This window comes from Dyadobacter sp. BHUBP1, assembly GCF_050587785.1.
Lineage (GTDB): Bacteria > Bacteroidota > Bacteroidia > Cytophagales > Spirosomataceae > Dyadobacter.
In genome coordinates, this window is the sequence record NZ_JBOBIH010000001.1 from 1,384,284 (window position 1) to 1,401,430 (window position 17,147).

General features: G+C 50.7%; 13 protein-coding genes. 7 read left to right on the top strand and 6 right to left on the bottom strand.

From position 1 onward, the window contains the following. Positions 1-2: 2 nt before the first annotated feature. Both ACQ4MZ_RS05675 and ACQ4MZ_RS05680 read right to left on the bottom strand, forming a co-directional pair. Positions 3-2,180, bottom strand: a complete 2,178-nt coding sequence (locus ACQ4MZ_RS05675; protein ID WP_430843609.1) for a PQQ-binding-like beta-propeller repeat protein — start codon at positions 2,178-2,180, stop codon at positions 3-5. Positions 2,181-2,385: 205 nt separating this feature from the next. Then, on the bottom strand, positions 2,386-3,162 hold the full coding sequence (locus tag ACQ4MZ_RS05680; RefSeq protein WP_430843610.1) for a DUF899 domain-containing protein: 777 nt from the start codon (positions 3,160-3,162) through the stop codon (positions 2,386-2,388). A 219-nt stretch (positions 3,163-3,381) separates the two neighbouring features. Here ACQ4MZ_RS05680 and ACQ4MZ_RS05685 point away from each other — a divergent pair, with 219 nt between their 5' ends. Further along, positions 3,382-3,981, top strand: coding sequence for a hypothetical protein (locus tag ACQ4MZ_RS05685; RefSeq protein ID WP_430843611.1), 600 nt, complete (start codon positions 3,382-3,384; stop codon positions 3,979-3,981). 123 nt (positions 3,982-4,104) lie between these two features. Further along, positions 4,105-4,299, top strand: coding sequence for a hypothetical protein (locus tag ACQ4MZ_RS05690; RefSeq protein WP_430843612.1), 195 nt, complete (start codon positions 4,105-4,107; stop codon positions 4,297-4,299). Between the two features lie 7 nt (positions 4,300-4,306). Here the strand turns inward: ACQ4MZ_RS05690 and ACQ4MZ_RS05695 are convergent, their stop codons facing one another. Continuing rightward, on the bottom strand, positions 4,307-4,498 hold the full coding sequence (locus ACQ4MZ_RS05695; RefSeq protein WP_430843613.1) for a hypothetical protein: 192 nt from the start codon (positions 4,496-4,498) through the stop codon (positions 4,307-4,309). Between the two features lie 571 nt (positions 4,499-5,069). On the opposite strand from ACQ4MZ_RS05695, the gene ACQ4MZ_RS05700 reads away from it, so the two are divergent. From ACQ4MZ_RS05700 to ACQ4MZ_RS05720, 5 genes are all read left to right on the top strand, one after another. Further along, positions 5,070-5,735, top strand: a complete 666-nt coding sequence (locus ACQ4MZ_RS05700; protein WP_430843614.1) for a hypothetical protein — start codon at positions 5,070-5,072, stop codon at positions 5,733-5,735. 105 nt (positions 5,736-5,840) lie between these two features. Then, positions 5,841-8,075: a M1 family aminopeptidase gene (locus tag ACQ4MZ_RS05705; RefSeq protein ID WP_430843615.1), complete on the top strand. Its 2,235-nt coding sequence runs from the start codon at positions 5,841-5,843 to the stop codon at positions 8,073-8,075. A gap of 42 nt (positions 8,076-8,117) precedes the next feature. Next, complete coding sequence (locus ACQ4MZ_RS05710; protein ID WP_430843616.1) at positions 8,118-10,172, top strand: metallophosphoesterase; 2,055 nt, start codon at positions 8,118-8,120, stop codon at positions 10,170-10,172. A gap of 89 nt (positions 10,173-10,261) precedes the next feature. Next, positions 10,262-10,966 (top strand): hypothetical protein, encoded by a 705-nt coding sequence (locus ACQ4MZ_RS05715; RefSeq protein WP_430843617.1) that lies wholly within the window; start codon positions 10,262-10,264, stop codon positions 10,964-10,966. Further along, positions 10,948-11,277 carry a TlpA family protein disulfide reductase gene (locus ACQ4MZ_RS05720; protein ID WP_430843618.1) on the top strand — a complete coding sequence of 110 codons (330 nt, stop codon included), beginning with the start codon at positions 10,948-10,950 and terminating at the stop codon, positions 11,275-11,277. The genes ACQ4MZ_RS05715 and ACQ4MZ_RS05720 overlap by 19 nt, the downstream gene beginning before the upstream one ends. A 16-nt stretch (positions 11,278-11,293) precedes the next feature. Here ACQ4MZ_RS05720 and ACQ4MZ_RS05725 read toward each other — a convergent pair whose 3' ends face one another. The 3 genes from ACQ4MZ_RS05725 to ACQ4MZ_RS05735 form a co-directional block, all read right to left on the bottom strand. Beyond that, a complete protein-coding gene (locus ACQ4MZ_RS05725) occupies positions 11,294-11,773 on the bottom strand; it encodes a nitrate reductase associated protein (protein WP_430843619.1) in 480 nt (159 codons plus the stop codon). Between the two features lie 2 nt (positions 11,774-11,775). Further along, the gene (locus ACQ4MZ_RS05730) at positions 11,776-13,248 is read right to left on the bottom strand and encodes a rubredoxin (protein WP_430843620.1); all 1,473 of its coding nucleotides are present in this window, start codon (positions 13,246-13,248) and stop codon (positions 11,776-11,778) included. A 177-nt stretch (positions 13,249-13,425) separates the two neighbouring features. Continuing rightward, on the bottom strand, positions 13,426-16,968 hold the full coding sequence (locus ACQ4MZ_RS05735) for a molybdopterin-dependent oxidoreductase (protein WP_430843621.1): 3,543 nt from the start codon (positions 16,966-16,968) through the stop codon (positions 13,426-13,428). Positions 16,969-17,147 lie beyond the last annotated feature (179 nt).

The following is a 17,147-nucleotide window of genomic DNA, read 5'->3' on the forward strand; positions in this document are numbered from 1 at the left end:
CTTCAAGGCAACGCAAACGCCATTACAGATCCCGAAGGATTTTCTTTCGTGCCGCCGACGGATAGCGCCACGAATTGCTTGCCGCCGCTCATATAGGTGCAGGCGGTTGCATTGGCGACGCCCGGGAGGGTGGTTTGCCAGACGAGCTTTCCGGTTTTCTTATCGAGTGCACGCAGCTTGCGGTCCTGGGTGCCGCTGATGAAGATCAGGCCGCCGGCCGTGACGATCGGCCCGGCCGAACCTTCCTGACCGGTTTCAGGGCCTCCGTTTTCCCAGCGTTTTTCGTCGTTACCGAGCGGTATTTGCCATTCGTAGTCGCCTGTGCTGAGGTTAATCGCATTGAGCGTCCCCCATGGCGGGCGCAGCGCCGGGTTCCCCTGCGGATCACGGAAATGGCCATAGGCGGTCAGATTGAGATATTTGTCGGCGCCTTTTTGAGTCTGGCCGGTTTCTTGCTTGGTTACTTTGGCCGAATTCTGGGGGCGGTCGTAAAGGAATGCGATGATGCCCTTTTCTTTACCTTTGATCGCCGAGGCGAATGCTGGCATCTTGCCTCCTCCTTTTTTGATCTTGTCGAGCGCCGCCTCACGTGTCATGCGGTTGCGCAGACCGATCAGCGACGGGTAATTCGGTTCGTCGCCGTTTTTGTCTTTGCCATGGCAGGCCACACAATAGGTCATGTACAATGTCTTGCCCTGGTCGTAAATTGTTTGGTCTTTGGCTTCCTGTTCCAGGTCCACCTTTTTCATCGACTGGATTTCAGGGGAGTCATTGGATTTGACAAAAAGTACTGTCGAAGCCGGATCGTAAGCGGCTCCGCCCCACTCAGCCCCGCCGCGGGAGCCGGGTAACATCAATGTACCTTTGAGATCAGGTGGGGTGAACAGCCCTTCGTAGCGCATCGAGCGGAATTTTTTAACAATCGAATCGTGTCCCGCATCGGTGTAGTGTGTCAGGTCGGCTTCGGTCATCCATTGTCGGGCAAATGGCCTGGGTTTTAAAGGAAATGGCTGGGTAGGGGAGGCAACTTCTCCCGGAATGCGGGATGCCGGCACTTTCCGTTCCTCGATCGGGAACAGCGGCTCGCCGGTTTCGCGGTTAAAAACGAATACAAACCCATGCTTGGTGACCTGTGCCACGGCATCGATCTGTTTCCCGTCGCGGCGGATGGTGACCAGGTTCGGCGGGGCAGGGAGATCGTAGTCCCACAAATCGTGGTGGACAAGTTGGTAGTGCCAGATATATTTGCCTGTCGCGGCATCGAGGGCCACCACACTGTTACCGTAGAGGTTATCACCTTTGCGGTCGGCCCCATAAAAGTCGTATGAAGGAGAGCCCAATGCCAGAAATACAATCCCGCGGCGGGTATCCAGACTCATCCCGGCCCAATCGTTGACACCCCCTGCATATTTATAAGCATCTTTTGGCCAGGTTTCGTAGCCGGGCTCACCGGGAAGCGGGATTGTGTGGAATGTCCATTCCAGTTTCCCCGTTTTGCAATTGTAGGCACGAATATAGCCTGGCTGTGCGCCGTACAGTTCGGAAACTTCGGCCCCCATAATCAGCAAATCCTTGTAGATGATACCGGGTGAGGTCGGTATTACCGAAATCGTGGCAGGGTCATCGCGAAGGCCGACATTCATGCTTACGCGGCCATTGTCGCCGAAAGTCATAATGGGTTTGCCCGTATGCGCGTCGAGTGCAAAAAGGTTATCGCCACCGGTAAAGAAGATACGTTTGTCCGGTGCGCCGGACCGCTTCCCATCCTCCCAATAGGTAACCCCACGGCTTACCCCGCCGCCCTCCGCCCCGTCAAACGGGTCGAAGGCCCAGAGTTGCTCGCCGGTTTGGGCGTTAATGGCGTAGGCCCAATGCTTTGCGGATGTAGTGTACATGATGCCGTCGACGATAATCGGGTTGCATTCGCTGCTCCCCGCACGGCTGCCATCTTTCATATCTGCGTAGGAATGCGTCCAGGCTAGTTGCAGCCGGTCTACATTCGAGGTGTTGATCTGGTTTAGGGCCGAATAGCTGGTACTCGCGGCGTCGGCTTTGTAGATACCCCAGGAGCGGTCGGTTTGCTGCCGGTTCTGGTAAGCGACTAGTCCTACAAATGCAGCGATAGCAGGAAGAACGAGCAGATTTTTTCTGTGTTTTTGAATTTGCTTAATTCCAGACATAAAAGGTGAAGCAACGCTTCTTCGTGTGGTTTAGGATGTATGAGATATCATTGATACTCATGCTGTAAAGGCGTTTCACGTTGTGTTTTACTATGAGGAGGGAAGGAGAAAGGAGAGCATAGGAAACTGTGGCGCTCCCGTTAGTTTCAGGAGCGCCTCGAGTGTTTTGATCATTACGTACCGAAACAGGCGCGGGAGACTGCTATTAATGGCAGCAGCTGCCCTGATCGCCTTTGAAATCTTCATATTTGTCGTGGTGGCGCATCCAGTCCATGATACCATCCTCATTTCTTCCTTTGGGTGTGAGATCAAGATAGTTATGTGCGCCGATGAGAATGTCTCCGCCGCGGGAATAGCTGGAATAGGTGTGGAAAATGTTGCCTGTCCGGTCCTTGTAAAACACGCTGGTTCCGGGCGATTCTGTGCCTTCGTCATGTTTGGCATATTCGAAATTGTAATAAATCGTGCCATTTTTGAGTTGCTCGTTGGTGAACGATACATGGTAGTCGTAATTGAAGTCGCTGCCGTAAGACGATACCCAGTTGAATTTCCACCCCATCCGCTTCTTGAATGCGAGGAGCTTTTCCAATGGAGCGCGGGAAACGACCACCACTGAGACGTCGTGGTGTTGCAAATGGAGATTGGCACCGTCGATATGATCGGACAGGAACGAGCAGCCCGGACAGCCTTCTTCCCATTCCGGGGCGAACATGAAATGGTAAACGATCAGCTGGCTCTTACCGTAAAAAAGATCTGATAACCAGAGTTTTCCCTCCGTGCTGTCGAAAATGTAGGATTTGTCGACCTTGACCCAGGGCAACGCCCTGCGCTGGCGACTAAGCTCATCGTTGAGCCGGGTAAGTTCCTTTTCTTTTTTGAGCAGATCCTTCCGCGCTTTGGTCCATTCTTCCTGGGATACGATCCGGTGCGTTGCAAGACTTTCCTCCAAGCGGCCGGCCATAGTGTCCAATTGTTTTTCCACTGGTTTCTGGATTTAGTTTTATACAAAATTCACGAATAAATCGTGGAAAGAACGAGTGTAAAAACGTCTATTTCGGGGGGTGTTTGAGACAAACTGAACCACCCGCACCGCGCTGGGCACTGTGCGAAATTTAATGCCCGCCAGGATTACTTCTGGTACGATTCTTTTTCTTCAGGGTCACATTATAGAAAAAGATTCATCAACTAAATATATATCGTCATGAAAGCTTTGAAGTTGAATATCATTGCATTGGCTATTGCCGGCGGAGCTGCCTTCGGTAACGCCGCTGCCTTTGCACAGATTACCACACCGGGTGCTACCACACCGGGTGCTACCACACCGGGTGCTGCCACACCGTCCAGTACACCGCCGTCCACGGTGCCAAGTACAACGCAGCCATCGACTTATCCGTCCAATACTACGCAGCCTAAAACGGTACCCGGCGCCATCGTGCAGCCGTCCGACTTGCCCGGGGCGGTGAAGCCCGGCAGCACGGTGACACAGCCGTCACCAACCACGGTACCGAGCTCCACCACGCAGCCATCGACTGTACCGTCGAGCACCGTACCCAGCAGCGTGACTACGCCGTCAACTAGTACGCAGCCTTCGACAGTCCCCGTAACGCCGACCGATCCGAATGCCGTGCCGCGCACGAACGTGCCGGGAAACTTGCCACAAACCCCGAATCCAAACAACAGCAACGTGCCAAGAAGTACCATTCCGAGCACAACCGCCGATCCGGCGCAGGTTCCTCAAAGCACAACCATCCCGTCGTCGACTGTACCTGGCAGTTCCACAACACCAGGTAAAATCCCGTGAAGTAGGCGTGCAAGCATTCTCGTTTAAATGGAAGCAATTAATAAAGCCGGGCATTTTGGTGTCCGGCTTTATTAGTTGACTGGCACAGTTTTAAAACCTCTTTCAAACAAAAAAACATTAACCATGCCAAGCGTAATAAATCGTGATGAGACAGGGCGGCTGGAACCGGGAGTGGTTCTGGAAGTGTCGGGGGCGGAGTCGGAGAATGACGCAGTACTTGCCATTGAAAATTACCTGCGGGTGAACCAAAAGGAGCACCTTGAACTGGCTGTGCCTGAGAAATGTGCGAATGGGAATTATGAAATCAGGCTGGAATAGTGAGCTATTATTTGGAATTGTCCCTGAAAGCGGATTCCATCTGCTCTTTTTCCATATCCATTGCCCCGAATTCCTTGGTAGGGTTGAACCAGTTGTCGCCGGAAATGTCGGCGATGGCCACGACCTTACCGTGTTGAATTTCTACGAGTACTTTCGAGCTTTTCAGCTGATCCCAGTTGTCGACCCTGCATACTTGCATACACCTGAATAAAAACCTTCCCAAATAAGGTGGATCCGAGGATTCACCACCATGCATGCCTGATAAGAAGACTTCGTGCCCACCAAACGTATGTCTTACTCCTTTCAGGTTCAACTCCAGTTCGGCGGTAACATATAATCGTCGGTGGGTAAATATATGTACCGCCTTGATTGTTCCGATTTCCATCATGCGTTTCCTTTGATGTAGGCCAAAACGGGCACCAAAACCATGCCGTTGACCCCGTTTTAATAGTTAAATAACGTTGGCTAGCAGTATCAGGCTATTTGAACGGCAATATATACGTTTGGTAAATGATTTGTAGTACTAATATTACTAAAAATTTGGAATTTTACTGGATTTCTAACAATATGTTGTAGAAAAATTCTTCAAAATGTCACTGGACAAGACTGTATAAGTCACTGCGGTGAACTTACTGAGAAAAAATTATAAGCTTTTAAGGGTATGGAAATGAGCGGATAACGTCTTATATGCAGGTTGTATCACGAGTGGCTAACCTGGAATTGCGATGAAAACTGTACTGCTTGTTTCCCTTTTAATTCAAAGTCTGTCTATGAACGCGCCGTTAAACGCCGGCTGCCAGATGAGCGCCCCGCCGAATGAAAATGCGCGGGAAAAAAAGTTCGCTGATTATTTGTATCCCGCATTCATCAAGGGGGTGGTTCATTTCCGGAATGGCACAAAACAGGAAGCACTACTGAACTACCATTGCCAGGACGGCCAGATGCAGTTTCTGAACCCGAGGGCGGATACCTTGCTGTTTACCGGCAAATATCTGATAGACTATATCGAAATAGGGGAGCGCCGCTTTGTCCTTACCGAGGCCCATTCGGATATGGAGGTGATTGGCGTGGCAGGAAAAGCCCTTCTGGCTTCCCGGACACAACCCGAAACGGTGGGGAACGGCCTTAGTTATTCGGGACAGCATTATTCTGCTTCGGAAGGAAACGCTGCGCACGTGCAAATGGTAAGCAACCAGGGTGGGCATATCCAATGGGAAAACAATGCGTCGAGCCACCGGCGCCGGATCAAAACCACCTATTTTCTGATCGATCGGAACCGGATCGTACACCCGGCGTCCAGGCGTGCGTTCCTGCATGTGTACGGGCGTAACAAGCGCCAGCTTACACACTACCTGCGCGGGAACCGTGTCGATTTCGGTGGAGCGGACGATTTGCGGAAGCTGCTCGGATTTTGCGACAGCCTCACCGCTCTTTGACAGAAACCTTCCGTTTGAACATTTGGTACGAAAACAGGCGGGAATTGTTTTCAATTGGTTAAGTTAGCGTATTGATAGTGATGTGCTTACGTGTAACTGCGCGCTATGAAAACACTTTTTCTGTTATTCTTTTGGCTGTTCGCTGTGCGGGCAATGGGGCAGGAATCTCCCGCGGATTTCTCCACTTCCGATATTGCTGTGCTCGAAAGCCGTAGCGCAGGGTTGCGACTGAATGCGCCCGGGCTGCGTGTCATGGCATCCAACAATTTCGATGTGAAGTATTACCGTTGCGAATGGGAAGTTGATCCTGCGGTGAACTACATTACAGGCGTCGTGACGCCACATTTTGTAATGACCGCCGCGGGAAGCAGCATTACCCTCGACCTGTCGAGTGCTTTGACTGTGTCATCCGTGCAGCAGCATGGAAGTAACGTCGCCTTTACCCATGCCGCGGACGCGCTGACGATCACGCTGCAGAATCCACTGGGGAGTGGGACGAAAGATTCGGTCACGATCAGCTACGAAGGTACCCCACCGCCAGCGAATGCCGCTTTTGTGGTAGCTACGCATGGGCCGTCGGCAACGCCGGTAGTTTGGACATTAAGTGAGCCTTACGGAAGCCGCGACTGGTGGCCCTGCAAAAATGGCCTGGACGACAAGGCTGATTCACTGGATATTTACATTACGCACCCTGCAACGTATAAAGCGGCCTCGAACGGCTTACTGAAAAGCGAGACGGCAGTTGCGGGTTCCAAAACCCGGACGCACTGGAAACACCGCTACGCAATCGCGAGTTACCTGGTGGCTATGGCGGTCACAAACTATAATGTGCTCGATAATAGTGTGTTGATAGGAAGCACGGATGTGCCATTCAAAACTTATTGCTATCCGGAAAGCCAGGCTACTTTTCAAGGAGGTGTGCAGAATGCGCTCGACGCCATGGTGCAGTTCAGTAACCTGTTTGGCGATTACCCTTTTAACAATGAGAAGTATGGACATGTGCAATTCGGCTGGGGCGGCGGAATGGAACATCAGACCTGCTCGTTCATGGTCAATATGGGCGAGACGCTCATCGCACACGAATTGGGGCACCAATGGTTCGGCGACAAGGTGACCTGCGGAAGCTGGCAGGATATCTGGCTGAATGAGGGTTTCGCAACGCACCTCGCCAGCATTTATACGGAGGCAAAATACCCGGCCAATACCAAAACGGCCCGTACCAACGAAATCAATACGATTACCTCGCAGCCCGGCGGTTCTGTATGGGTGGATAATGTAAACGACGTGAACCGGATTTTCAGCAACCGCCTGAGTTACCTAAAAGGTTCGCATTTGCTGTACATGCTGCGCTGGATACTGGGCGACGCCACGTTTTTTACGGCAGTCAATAATTACATCAACGACCCTGCGCTGGCTTATGGTTACGTCACCACGGCCAACCTGAAAAGCCATCTGGAAGCGGCCAGCGGGAAGGATCTGACCTATTTTTTCGATCAGTGGTTTACCGGCCAGGGGTATCCTTCCTACCAGGTTGAATGGTACCCGGTGGGCAACACGGTTCAGGTGAAGCTGAACCAGACGCAATCACATGCGTCCGTCAGCTTTTTTCAGTTGCCGGTCCCGCTGCTTTTTCGTAATGCGAATACCAACCAGCAAAAACTGGTGGTGCTGAATAACATCACCAACGGGCAGTTTTTTACCGATAATCTTGGTTTTGAAGCCACTGAAGTAGTTTTCGACCCGGACGTATGGCTAATCACGCGGAACAACACGCTTACCAAGAGCCTGGGGCCCTTGCCCGTGACATTCGGCAAATTCAATGCAGAATGCCGCGGTAGCAATGCACGGCTAAGCTGGCAAACGACCGAAGAAGTGAATGCAGATTATTTTGAAATCCTCGCAAGCAACGATGCACGGAGTTGGGAGGCGATCGGGCATGTACTGGCAGTGGGAAATTCAAAGCAAGTGAATTCGTACATCTTTGATGTGGGACAAGTATTAAACCATGGTTATTTCCGCATTAGGGAATACGATGCGGATGGTAGCACACAGGAAACGCGGATTGTTGTGGCCGATTGCGCGGATGAAAGGGCCTGGAAAATTTATCCGAATCCGGTTACTGATTTTTTTACACTTGAAGATTTGGGAAACGGCGTATTCTCTGACAAAGCGTCTCCGCAAATGCTATGGATGTACAATGTAAAAGGAGACCGATTTTTGCTTGAAACCAAAATTGAAAATGGTAAGACGCGCACATTCGATGCGCAACATTTACCGCCCGGATTGTATTACGTCGCAACCGGTAAAGGGCAAGTCATCCAGAAGTTATTAAAGAACTAGATTGGCGAATCTGAATTGACGCACACTATAAACAAATGAACAATGCAAGTTTTATTACTGTCTGCATTCTTTGCGGTGTATTTCATCCCCGGACTTTTAAGAGGTCCTTATCTTCAATCAGCCACATCGACCAGCATTGTAATCCGCTGGCGTACCGATGTGCCCACGGACAGTCGTGTAGCGTTCGGCCCTGCGACCGGTTCACTTATAATGCATGTCGATAGCCTGACATTGGTTACGGAGCATGAAGTGAAATTAACCGGACTTCAACCGTTGACGCGATATTACTATTCGATAGGTACCTCCCAGCAAGTATTACAGGGCGATTCCGATAATTATTTTGAAACTGCTCCGCCGCCGGGCCAGTCGGGGAAATACCGTATCGGGGTGTTTGGTGACTGCGGCAACAATTCTGTAAACCAAATCAACGTACGTGACAACCTGACTGGTTTTCTGGGAAATGAGTATATGAACGCCTGGCTTTTACTCGGCGACAATGCCTATCAGGCAGGTACGGATGCTGAGTATCAAAGTGGTTTTTTTAATGTTTATAAACAGAAATTTTTAAAGCAATCGCCGCTGTATCCGTGTCCGGGAAATCATGACTATGCCAATAATGTCCAGCGTCAGGTAGATCATGCAGTGCCGTACTACGGGATTTTTACTGTCCCGGCGGCCGGGGAAGCGGGAGGGGTTGCGTCAGAAACGGAGGCTTTTTATTCATTTGACTATGGTAATATCCATTTTCTCTCCCTCGACTCTTATGGCAAAGAGGACGGCACGACCCGGTTGTACGACACGCTGGGTACTCAGGTTCAATGGATCAAGGCGGATTTGGCAGCTAATACGAATAAAGAATGGATAGTGGCTTACTGGCACCATCCACCGTTCACAAAAGGCTCCCATAACTCAGACACCGAAGCAGAATTGGTGAAAATCCGCGAGAATTTTATCCGGATTCTGGAAAGAAATGGTGTTGACCTGGTGCTATGCGGTCACAGCCACGACTACGAGCGTTCGAAGCTGATGAAGGGGCACTATGGCATGGAAAGTTCGTTTGATGCTGCGATTCACAATATCAGTCAATCGTCAGGAAGGTACGACGGTTCGATCGGCTCATGTCCCTATCTGAAAAAATCGTCTGACAATGAAGGGACCGTATATATAGTCACTGGTTCGGCGGGTCAGTTGGGTGCTACGCAGGCGGGTTACCCGCATGACGCATTGCCGACGGCAGATAATCAGCACGGCGGCGCCCTGCTGCTGGAAGTGGAGGGGAAGCGGCTGGATGCGAAATGGATTGCCTCCGACGGGCTCGTTCGTGACCAGTTTACGATTGTGAAAGATGCTAATGCCAAAACGTCGATTGAGATCGAGAAAGGTCAAAGCATCAATTTGTCGGCTTCCTATCTGGGTGATTACTTGTGGAGTACTGGCGAAACCACCCGTGAAATTACTGTAAGTCCGGCAGCTACAACCGATTACTACGTTCATGATGCGTACGCCTGCCTTGCCGATAGCATCACAGTAGAAGTTACCAACCCACTGCCAGTACGATTGATCAGTTTCTCAGGCTCATCCGAGCGTGCCATTGTAACCCTGCGTTGGCAAACGAGCGAGGAAGCCAACGCAGGCCATTTTGTCATCGAGCGGTCGATGGACGGGCACCATTTCGAACCCATTGGCGAGGTAGCCGCGGCAGGCGACTCGCGTGAAATGAAGAGCTACTCATACCGGGATGCCGGAATCTCGGCAAGCCTGGAAAAAGCATATTACCGGCTGGTAGAGGTGGATTTGGATGGCCGGCAGCAGACTTCAAGAATCATTGCGATATCAATAATCAATGCAAATGACAATTGGCTTCGTGTGCAGCCCAATCCATCAAAAGGAAAGGAAATAGTTATTCAAATTACTGAATTGCTAGGTAATTGTGAATTGACTATATCAGATATTAGCGGACATTTTTTGGAAAGACGGAATGTGTTTTCAGGCAAAAATCCTCTTAATATTTCTTTTGGGATGAGAAATGCGGGGACATACGTTGTTACTTTGGTTATTAACAGCGAAAGTATTTCGCGGAAAGTAATTGTTGAATAAATTCAAGTATTCAGTCATATAATTCCACAAAATCAATTTCATTAGCGTAAAATGGTTTGAAACTATCTAGTAAACTAAATTCAAATCCAATGCGCTATCCACTCTATTCTTTTTTATGCCTTTGTTTTGCTCTTTCCCTAATGTCAGGTTGCGATCAAAAGAAGAAGAATTTAGTCAAAATATCCATTAATCACTTGAAAGCGGCTGGGGATACGGTATTGGTCGCCAGGACGAACATGATTAATTTTGATGATGTGGAGCTAGGTAAAGTGATATTGGATAGCGCGGGAAAAGGAACTGCTGAATTTGAACTCGATGCGCCAGTCTTTGCTCATGTAGCTGCTGCACACCTTGCGGCAGCATTTTTCGTCTCAACGGGTGACGAGCTGGCGATAGTGCCGGCAAAAGCAGGAGCGAAAGTTTCGATTAGTTTTGAAGGGGACGGAGCGGCGGTCAATCAGTTTATCATGGAATCATGCCAGATATGGAATGGCTTGGAGAAATGGGACGGAACTCATGCCATTCATTTGAACAAAGAGGAATTTTTAAAAGCGAAAGATTCGTTGCAGAGAGGATATGGACAGCTATTTGCAAAACTGAAATCAAACAAACAGGTGTCGGCGGAAATGCTCAGCTTAATGAAAAGTTACACTGAAATGAGCGTTGTGTTTTATCAGCAGAATTTCTCTATTGGGAAAGACTCCACCGAAATTCCCGCAACTGTCGCAGAAGCAATCAAAAGAATACCAATTGTACTATTGCGCTCAAAACAGGTATGTTTGACTATGCTTTAATTGCTTCTAATTTTTATCAGCATAAAATCTACAATGCTGTTTACGATGAACATGAATCGGCGGATTGGGACTCACTGGAACCTATTTTCCCGACGTTGGTGGAAGAAAAGATTAAATCCGGTAAATATCCCAGGTTAATAGAAGACTTTTTTCGTGTGAAGGCTGCGGACCACCAGTGGGGTATCCCACGCTATCTGTTGATCGACGCGCAGGGCCGGATGGTAGCAACACACGCGCCGCGGCCTTCGTCAGAAGATGTTCAGGCTGAATTGCGCAGGCTTCTGACTGTTAATCGCGTCGCGCAGAAATAAACATAAGTACCTAAGCCTAGCAAGCCGCGGCCAATCCAAATTCCGCCAGCGCCCTTGGGAAATTCCGCCCCTCGTGCCCCGAACGGCTGAGTTTCACCAATGCAAACCGCTCAAGGACGTCGAGCTGCATCCATTGGCTGGTAGAAATGAGCGGACAGTTCCATCCCCGCGTACGCTCATGCACCTCCTCTGGTACATGTTCGTATATCCACGCAGGGTCGAGGTTTTTGAGCAAGCCTGGAACCGTTTTAGTGTATTTCCAAACCAGTTCATTCACGTAATCCGCATAGATTTCGATTTCCGGCTCCGTATGACACCGCATTTCGGCCAGCAGGTCTTTTTCGTCGTAATTGAATTTAGCCCAGTCGGCAAGTTGCAATTTCACGCGGCAGGCGTCGAGCTTGTAACGGACGATCATCGGAATGCAGCGGAGGCTGTCGACAAAATCGCTTTCAAATGCAAAGAAACGGGTTTCGATGGCAGGTATGCATGTCATGGTCAGGCTGGTTCGAGGTTGGATGATCGGGTCAGTTCGACGGCCAGGAAAACGGCCTTGCCGCTGTCGCAAGTTGGGCAGCAGTAGCCGGCCGGAAGGTCTTCGAAGGCGGTCCCGGGTGGGATATCGCCGAGCATGTCGCCATACTCGGGATCATAAATGGTCAGACAATCGGGGCATTGGTGTACTGTCTTTGCCATTTTGACGGCCGTTTTGGCTTCGTCGGGCTCGGACAGCATAGTTTTCAGAGTATCCCTCGATCGCTGATTGTTAAACCGCCTGCAAAGACGTTCCAGCTGGGCAGGCAAATGTATTTTAAACAAACCCCTCTCAAACACCACTTGCGCGCGGCTGTTGGGGTTGAAATTCTCGGTATAGTAAAGGTCGTAGACGCTGAACAGTGGCAGTTGCCCGATCCGCAGCAAGGGACGTTTTCGGATGAGCACCGATCCGAAAACTTCGGATTTCGGGCGCGTTTGAATCCCAAAACAAAGTCCGAAAGTGCGGGTATCGTTTTTGGAAAAATACCGGATCAGTTCGTTTTTAAGTTCTGCACCGTCTGCATTATGATCTTCCGTTTGCCAGGCCAGCTCGTTAGCTGCATGGCGGACATTGATGTTGTGTTTTCCCAGAATGTTACTCCAGGCTTCGCGGTAATGGTCTTCAATTCCCTTGATAACCAGTGATTTCCACGGTGTGGAGCAGATTTCCCCGACGCGCGTTTTGAGGCATAATGCGCACACATCGAGCAGGAATTCAATCGAAAACTCTTCGTCGCGGCGGTAAAGCCCCAGCCAGGTACGCGACTCGTAGCGGTTGAAGCCCTCGTAATAGGGCAGGGAAAACGACGGCAATTCGAGTTCCTGCTGCGACGGCAGGAAAACATAGCTGATACGGTCGGCCACAGCTGCTTTCAAGGCATTTTCTTCATTCAAGCCTTCGTCCAGCATGCATTCTTCCACCACTTTCGAAAGCCGGCCGATTTCGTTGGTATAAATCAGCCCATCCCATTTGAAAACCGTGTTGGTTTGCTTCAAACGCACATATAAATACCAGAAATGGGGCTCTGGCGAAGAGATGAAATTGAGATTGCCTGTAAAAAAAGGCGTAAAACTCTGATTGGAATCCGAGATATTGATTTTTAGCCCAGGCACAAAGTCAAAACTATCGAGCACGGAATGGTATTCGCTGGCATTGAGCCACTGCCCGGTCCGGAAAACCTCCTCGCCGCAATACGAGCTAACCATATTGGGCCGGCGGTCGGTATTGATCTCATAGAAAATGCCCAGTTTTTTGAAATCACTTTCCAGAAACCGCATATCCTCGTAATGCACGGTCATGAGCAGCTGCTGCCTCGATCCGAACCGCACCTTGCGGACGTTCGCATTCCACGCCGCCGAAAGAATGTCTTTCAGGTACCCCGGTGAAGCAATGCCGCCCGGCAGGTTGATTTTTATGTGGTAATAGTCGCGCATCGTGTGTTACGGTTTTGTGGTCAGAAGTGGTCAGATGTTGTCAAGTGTTGTCAAGTGTTGTCAAGTGTTGTCAGGTGTTGTCAGGATTTGTCACGTGTTGTCAAGTATGGTTTTTAAATCAGGAGAGAACGATCATTTGACTATTGATGACCATTCCTGACAACACCTAGCATAAGTTCAATTGGCCACCAAATTCGCGTCCAGCGCTTTTTCAAGTATCGACCTCACCTCCGGCCGACACGAGCCGCAACCGGTTCCGGCGCCAGTCGTCTGGCAGAGCTTCTGGAAATCGCCGCAGCCACTTGCAATGGCTTTTTCGAGGTTTCCTTGTCCTACATTGTTGCAGGAACATACCAGTTTGCCCATCATCGGTTCGGCTTTCTGGCTGGCGCGCAGGAGCTGAAGGCGCTTTTCAGAGAGCTCCACACCGCCTGCGATCAGGTCGCGGAATTCGAGGAATTCGTTCTTGTCGCCGATCAGGATAGCGCCTACGAGCTTGTCGCGGTGCACGATGCACTTTTTATAGTAACGCTTTGATTTATCGATAAATACAATCTGCTCGTAGGCTGGATCGTTGGCCGGGGCGTCGGTCATGCCGATGCTGCAAAGCTGCAACCCTTCCATTTTCAGGATGTTCATCGACGTGCTGCCTTTGTAAGGCTGCGAAATGTCGCCTGCGAGATGGTTGGCGATCACCTCGGCCTGCTGCTCGGCGGCGAGGGTAATGCCCCACATCTGGCCATTCCATTCGGCAATTTCCCCGGCGGAATAAATGTCCGGATCGGAGGTTTGCATGTAATCGTTTACCACCACGCCGCGCTTGCATTCGAGGGAGGCTTGCTGCGCGAGGTCGATGGTCGGGACGGTGCCTATTGCCAGTACAACCACCTGGCAGTCGATCTTCCGCCCCGATTTCAGCCTGATTCCTTCTACGGTATCCGAACCCGAGAAGGTAGCCACCTCATCATTGAAATAACATTCTATCCCACGGTCGAGCAGCTCCTGGTAGAGCAACTCGCTCCCTAGCGGGTCGAGCTGGCGCTCCATAAAACGGCCGCTTCGCTGGATCACAGTCACTTTTACATCCATTTCCCGGAACGATGCCGCCAGTTCCAGGCCCAGAATTCCCCCGCCGACGATTACCGCATGAGGATCGGGCTGTTTCAGAAACGGTAGAAGCGAGTCCGCGTCGAGGCGCAAGCGCATGTTGAAAATCCCGGGCAGATTAGGCACACCCTTCGGCATGAATGCCTTGCTGCCCATGCCGAGGATGAGCTTGTCGTAACGGTGTTCCAGCCCGTTACTATCGATCACGGTCTTGTGTTTCCGGTCGATGTGCATGATACTCACACCTTTGTGTACGGTAATGCGGTTTTCGGCAAACTGGTCTTCACGAAGCTTCACGAGCTGTTCCCAGGTTTGCGAGCCGCTGATATAGTCGGGCAGCATGACCCGGTTATAGAACGGATATATTTCTTTGGAAAAAACATGGATCTCATCGTCGGTATTCAGTTGGCGGTAGGAATTGATAAAGCCCAGCCCGGCCGACCCGGCGCCGATGATGATGATTTTTTCAAAAGGTTTTTGATATAGACTCACCTGAATTGCCGAAAACTTGAAATCAGGCTCTTTGGATTTTGGGTCTACCAGCGGGCTGGTCAGGTTATTGGCGCGTACCAGGTTGCTTCCCAATATTTTGCCCCAATGCATCGGGAGGAAGCAAAGGCCCTTGCGCACGTCCGTGGTAATCTGCGCCTTTACGCGCACTTCGCCCCGGCGGCTGCTGACCGTCACTAAACTGCCTTCCAAAATGCCGCGTTCATACGCGTCTTCCGGGTGTATTTGCAAGAAAGGTTGGGGGATGTGTTTGTTTAATTTCGCAACGCGACCCGTTTTTGTCATCGTGTGCCACTGGTCACGAACCCTTCCGTTGGTTAAAACCAGCGGGAATTGACTGTCTGTCGGCTCGGAATGGTTTTCGTCGGGGACGGCGTGTATTTGGGCTCTTTTATTTTTGGTGTAGAATTGATGATCTGTGAAAAGACGTTTGGTGCCTGGCTGCCGCACGTCTGCCGAACGCTCACCATCAAGCGACGACAACGGCCATTGAACGCTGCGTTTCTCTTTCAGCAATTGGTGGCTTACCCCGGTCACGTCGATGGTTGTTCCTTTGGTAACCTTCACGTATTCGTCGTAAACCTCGGAGGTAGTTTTGTAATTAAATGCTTTTTCAAAACCCATTTTCTGCGCAAAACGCCAGAGGATTTCGGAGTCGGGCAGCGCTTCTCCCGGTGCATCGAGCACTTTGGGGAGATAGGTAATGCGGCGTTCGGCGTTGGTCATGCTGCCGTCTTTTTCGAGCCACGCGGCTGCGGGGAGCACCACATCGGCGAAATGCACGGTATCCGCGCGGTTGGAAACGTCCTGAACTACCACGAAACGCGATTTTTTCAATGCGGTTTCCACGGTATTCATGTCCGGCATACTTACCAATGGGTTGGTATTGATGATCCAGATCGCTTTCAGTTTGTCGTTAGCAAGTGCCTCGAACATTTCGGTGGCGGTGAGGCCGGGCTTGTCGGCAATGCGGACGGGCGTGTTCCAGAATTTCTCTATTTCTTCGCGGTGTTCGGCATTCAGTACCTCGCGATGGCCCGGGAGAATGTTGGCAAGGCCACCTGTTTCCCGGCCGCCCATGGCATTCGGCTGGCCGGTTAAGGAGAATGGCCCATTACCGGGTTTCCCAATTTTACCGGTAATTAAATGCAGGTTGATGAGCGAAAGGTTTTTGTTTACACCGATTACCGACTGGTTCAGACCCATTGTCCAAAAGGAAAGAAAGCCTTTCGAACGGCCGATCCATTCGGCGGCTAAGGCAATGTCGGCGGAAGGGACACCACAAATGTCGGCCGCTTCCGCCAAAGTGCGCTGCATTACTTGTAGCCGGAATAATTCGAAACCATCGGTGTGGTCTGCAATAAACCGCTCATCGAGATAATCGTTTTCGATCAGCAAACGGCCGATCGCATTGTTAAGAACAATGTCGGTGCCAGGGCGGATCTGCAAATGCAGGTCGGCCGAGCGGGCGGTGTCGGTCACGCGCGGGTCCACGCAGATAATTTTGGTATCCGGTCTCGCCGTTTTGTGGGCTTCCACGCGCCGCCAGATAATGGGATGGCACCAGGCCGGGTTAGCGCCGGTTACGTACATGACATCGGCCGCCTCAATGTCGTCGTAGCAAACAGGAACGCTATCCTCGCCCAGTGACAATTTGTAACCCACCACCGCCGAACTCATGCACAGGCGGGAGTTGGTGTCGATATTGTTGGACCCGATGAAACCTTTGATCAGCTTGTTTACCAGGTAGTACTCCTCCGTAAGGCATTGACCGGAGACGTAAAATGCTACCGAATCGGGGCCAAATTTTTTGATTAATGTTTTAAAAACCGTCGCTGAGCGTTCCATGGCCTCATCCCAGGTTGCGCGCTGCAAGGGCATCGAGCGGTTCAGGCGCATCTGCGGGTAGAGCAGGCGGTCGGACTGGTCCATGACCGTGTAATGCAGGTTCATACCTTTGGAACACAGCATTCCCTTGTTCGAAGGGTGCTCTTTATCTCCTTCAAGGCTTAGTTGGCCGTTACTTTCTTTCGTCACCACGACCCCGCAGCCTACGCCGCAGTAACAGCAGGTCGATTTGTAGGAATTGGGGGCTGGTTTCATTTTAAATGAATGATTGAATGATCGAATGATTGAATGATTGAATGACTAGAACTGGTATTAATATCAATCTTTCTTTTTTTCTTTTGCTTTGGATCCCCGGGTTAAAACCCGGGGCAAGGGGATTCTTTATTTGCTGACAGCAGCCATCTATTGCAGTTGACTTTAGTCAACTGAGATTG

Coding starts and splice junctions, on each gene's coding strand:
- ACQ4MZ_RS05720 (WP_430843618.1), top strand. CDS start 10,948: ATGTTTGACTATGCTTTAATTGCTTCTAATTTTTATCAGCATAAAATC.
- ACQ4MZ_RS05700 (WP_430843614.1), top strand. CDS start 5,070: ATGAACGCGCCGTTAAACGCCGGCTGCCAGATGAGCGCCCCGCCGAAT.
- ACQ4MZ_RS05715 (WP_430843617.1), top strand. CDS start 10,262: ATGCGCTATCCACTCTATTCTTTTTTATGCCTTTGTTTTGCTCTTTCC.
- ACQ4MZ_RS05695 (WP_430843613.1), bottom strand. CDS start 4,498: ATGCAAGTATGCAGGGTCGACAACTGGGATCAGCTGAAAAGCTCGAAA.
- ACQ4MZ_RS05690 (WP_430843612.1), top strand. CDS start 4,105: ATGCCAAGCGTAATAAATCGTGATGAGACAGGGCGGCTGGAACCGGGA.
- ACQ4MZ_RS05735 (WP_430843621.1), bottom strand. CDS start 16,968: ATGAAACCAGCCCCCAATTCCTACAAATCGACCTGCTGTTACTGCGGC.
- ACQ4MZ_RS05675 (WP_430843609.1), bottom strand. CDS start 2,180: ATGTCTGGAATTAAGCAAATTCAAAAACACAGAAAAAATCTGCTCGTT.
- ACQ4MZ_RS05710 (WP_430843616.1), top strand. CDS start 8,118: ATGCAAGTTTTATTACTGTCTGCATTCTTTGCGGTGTATTTCATCCCC.
- ACQ4MZ_RS05725 (WP_430843619.1), bottom strand. CDS start 11,773: ATGACATGCATACCTGCCATCGAAACCCGTTTCTTTGCATTTGAAAGC.
- ACQ4MZ_RS05730 (WP_430843620.1), bottom strand. CDS start 13,248: ATGCGCGACTATTACCACATAAAAATCAACCTGCCGGGCGGCATTGCT.
- ACQ4MZ_RS05705 (WP_430843615.1), top strand. CDS start 5,841: ATGAAAACACTTTTTCTGTTATTCTTTTGGCTGTTCGCTGTGCGGGCA.
- ACQ4MZ_RS05685 (WP_430843611.1), top strand. CDS start 3,382: ATGAAAGCTTTGAAGTTGAATATCATTGCATTGGCTATTGCCGGCGGA.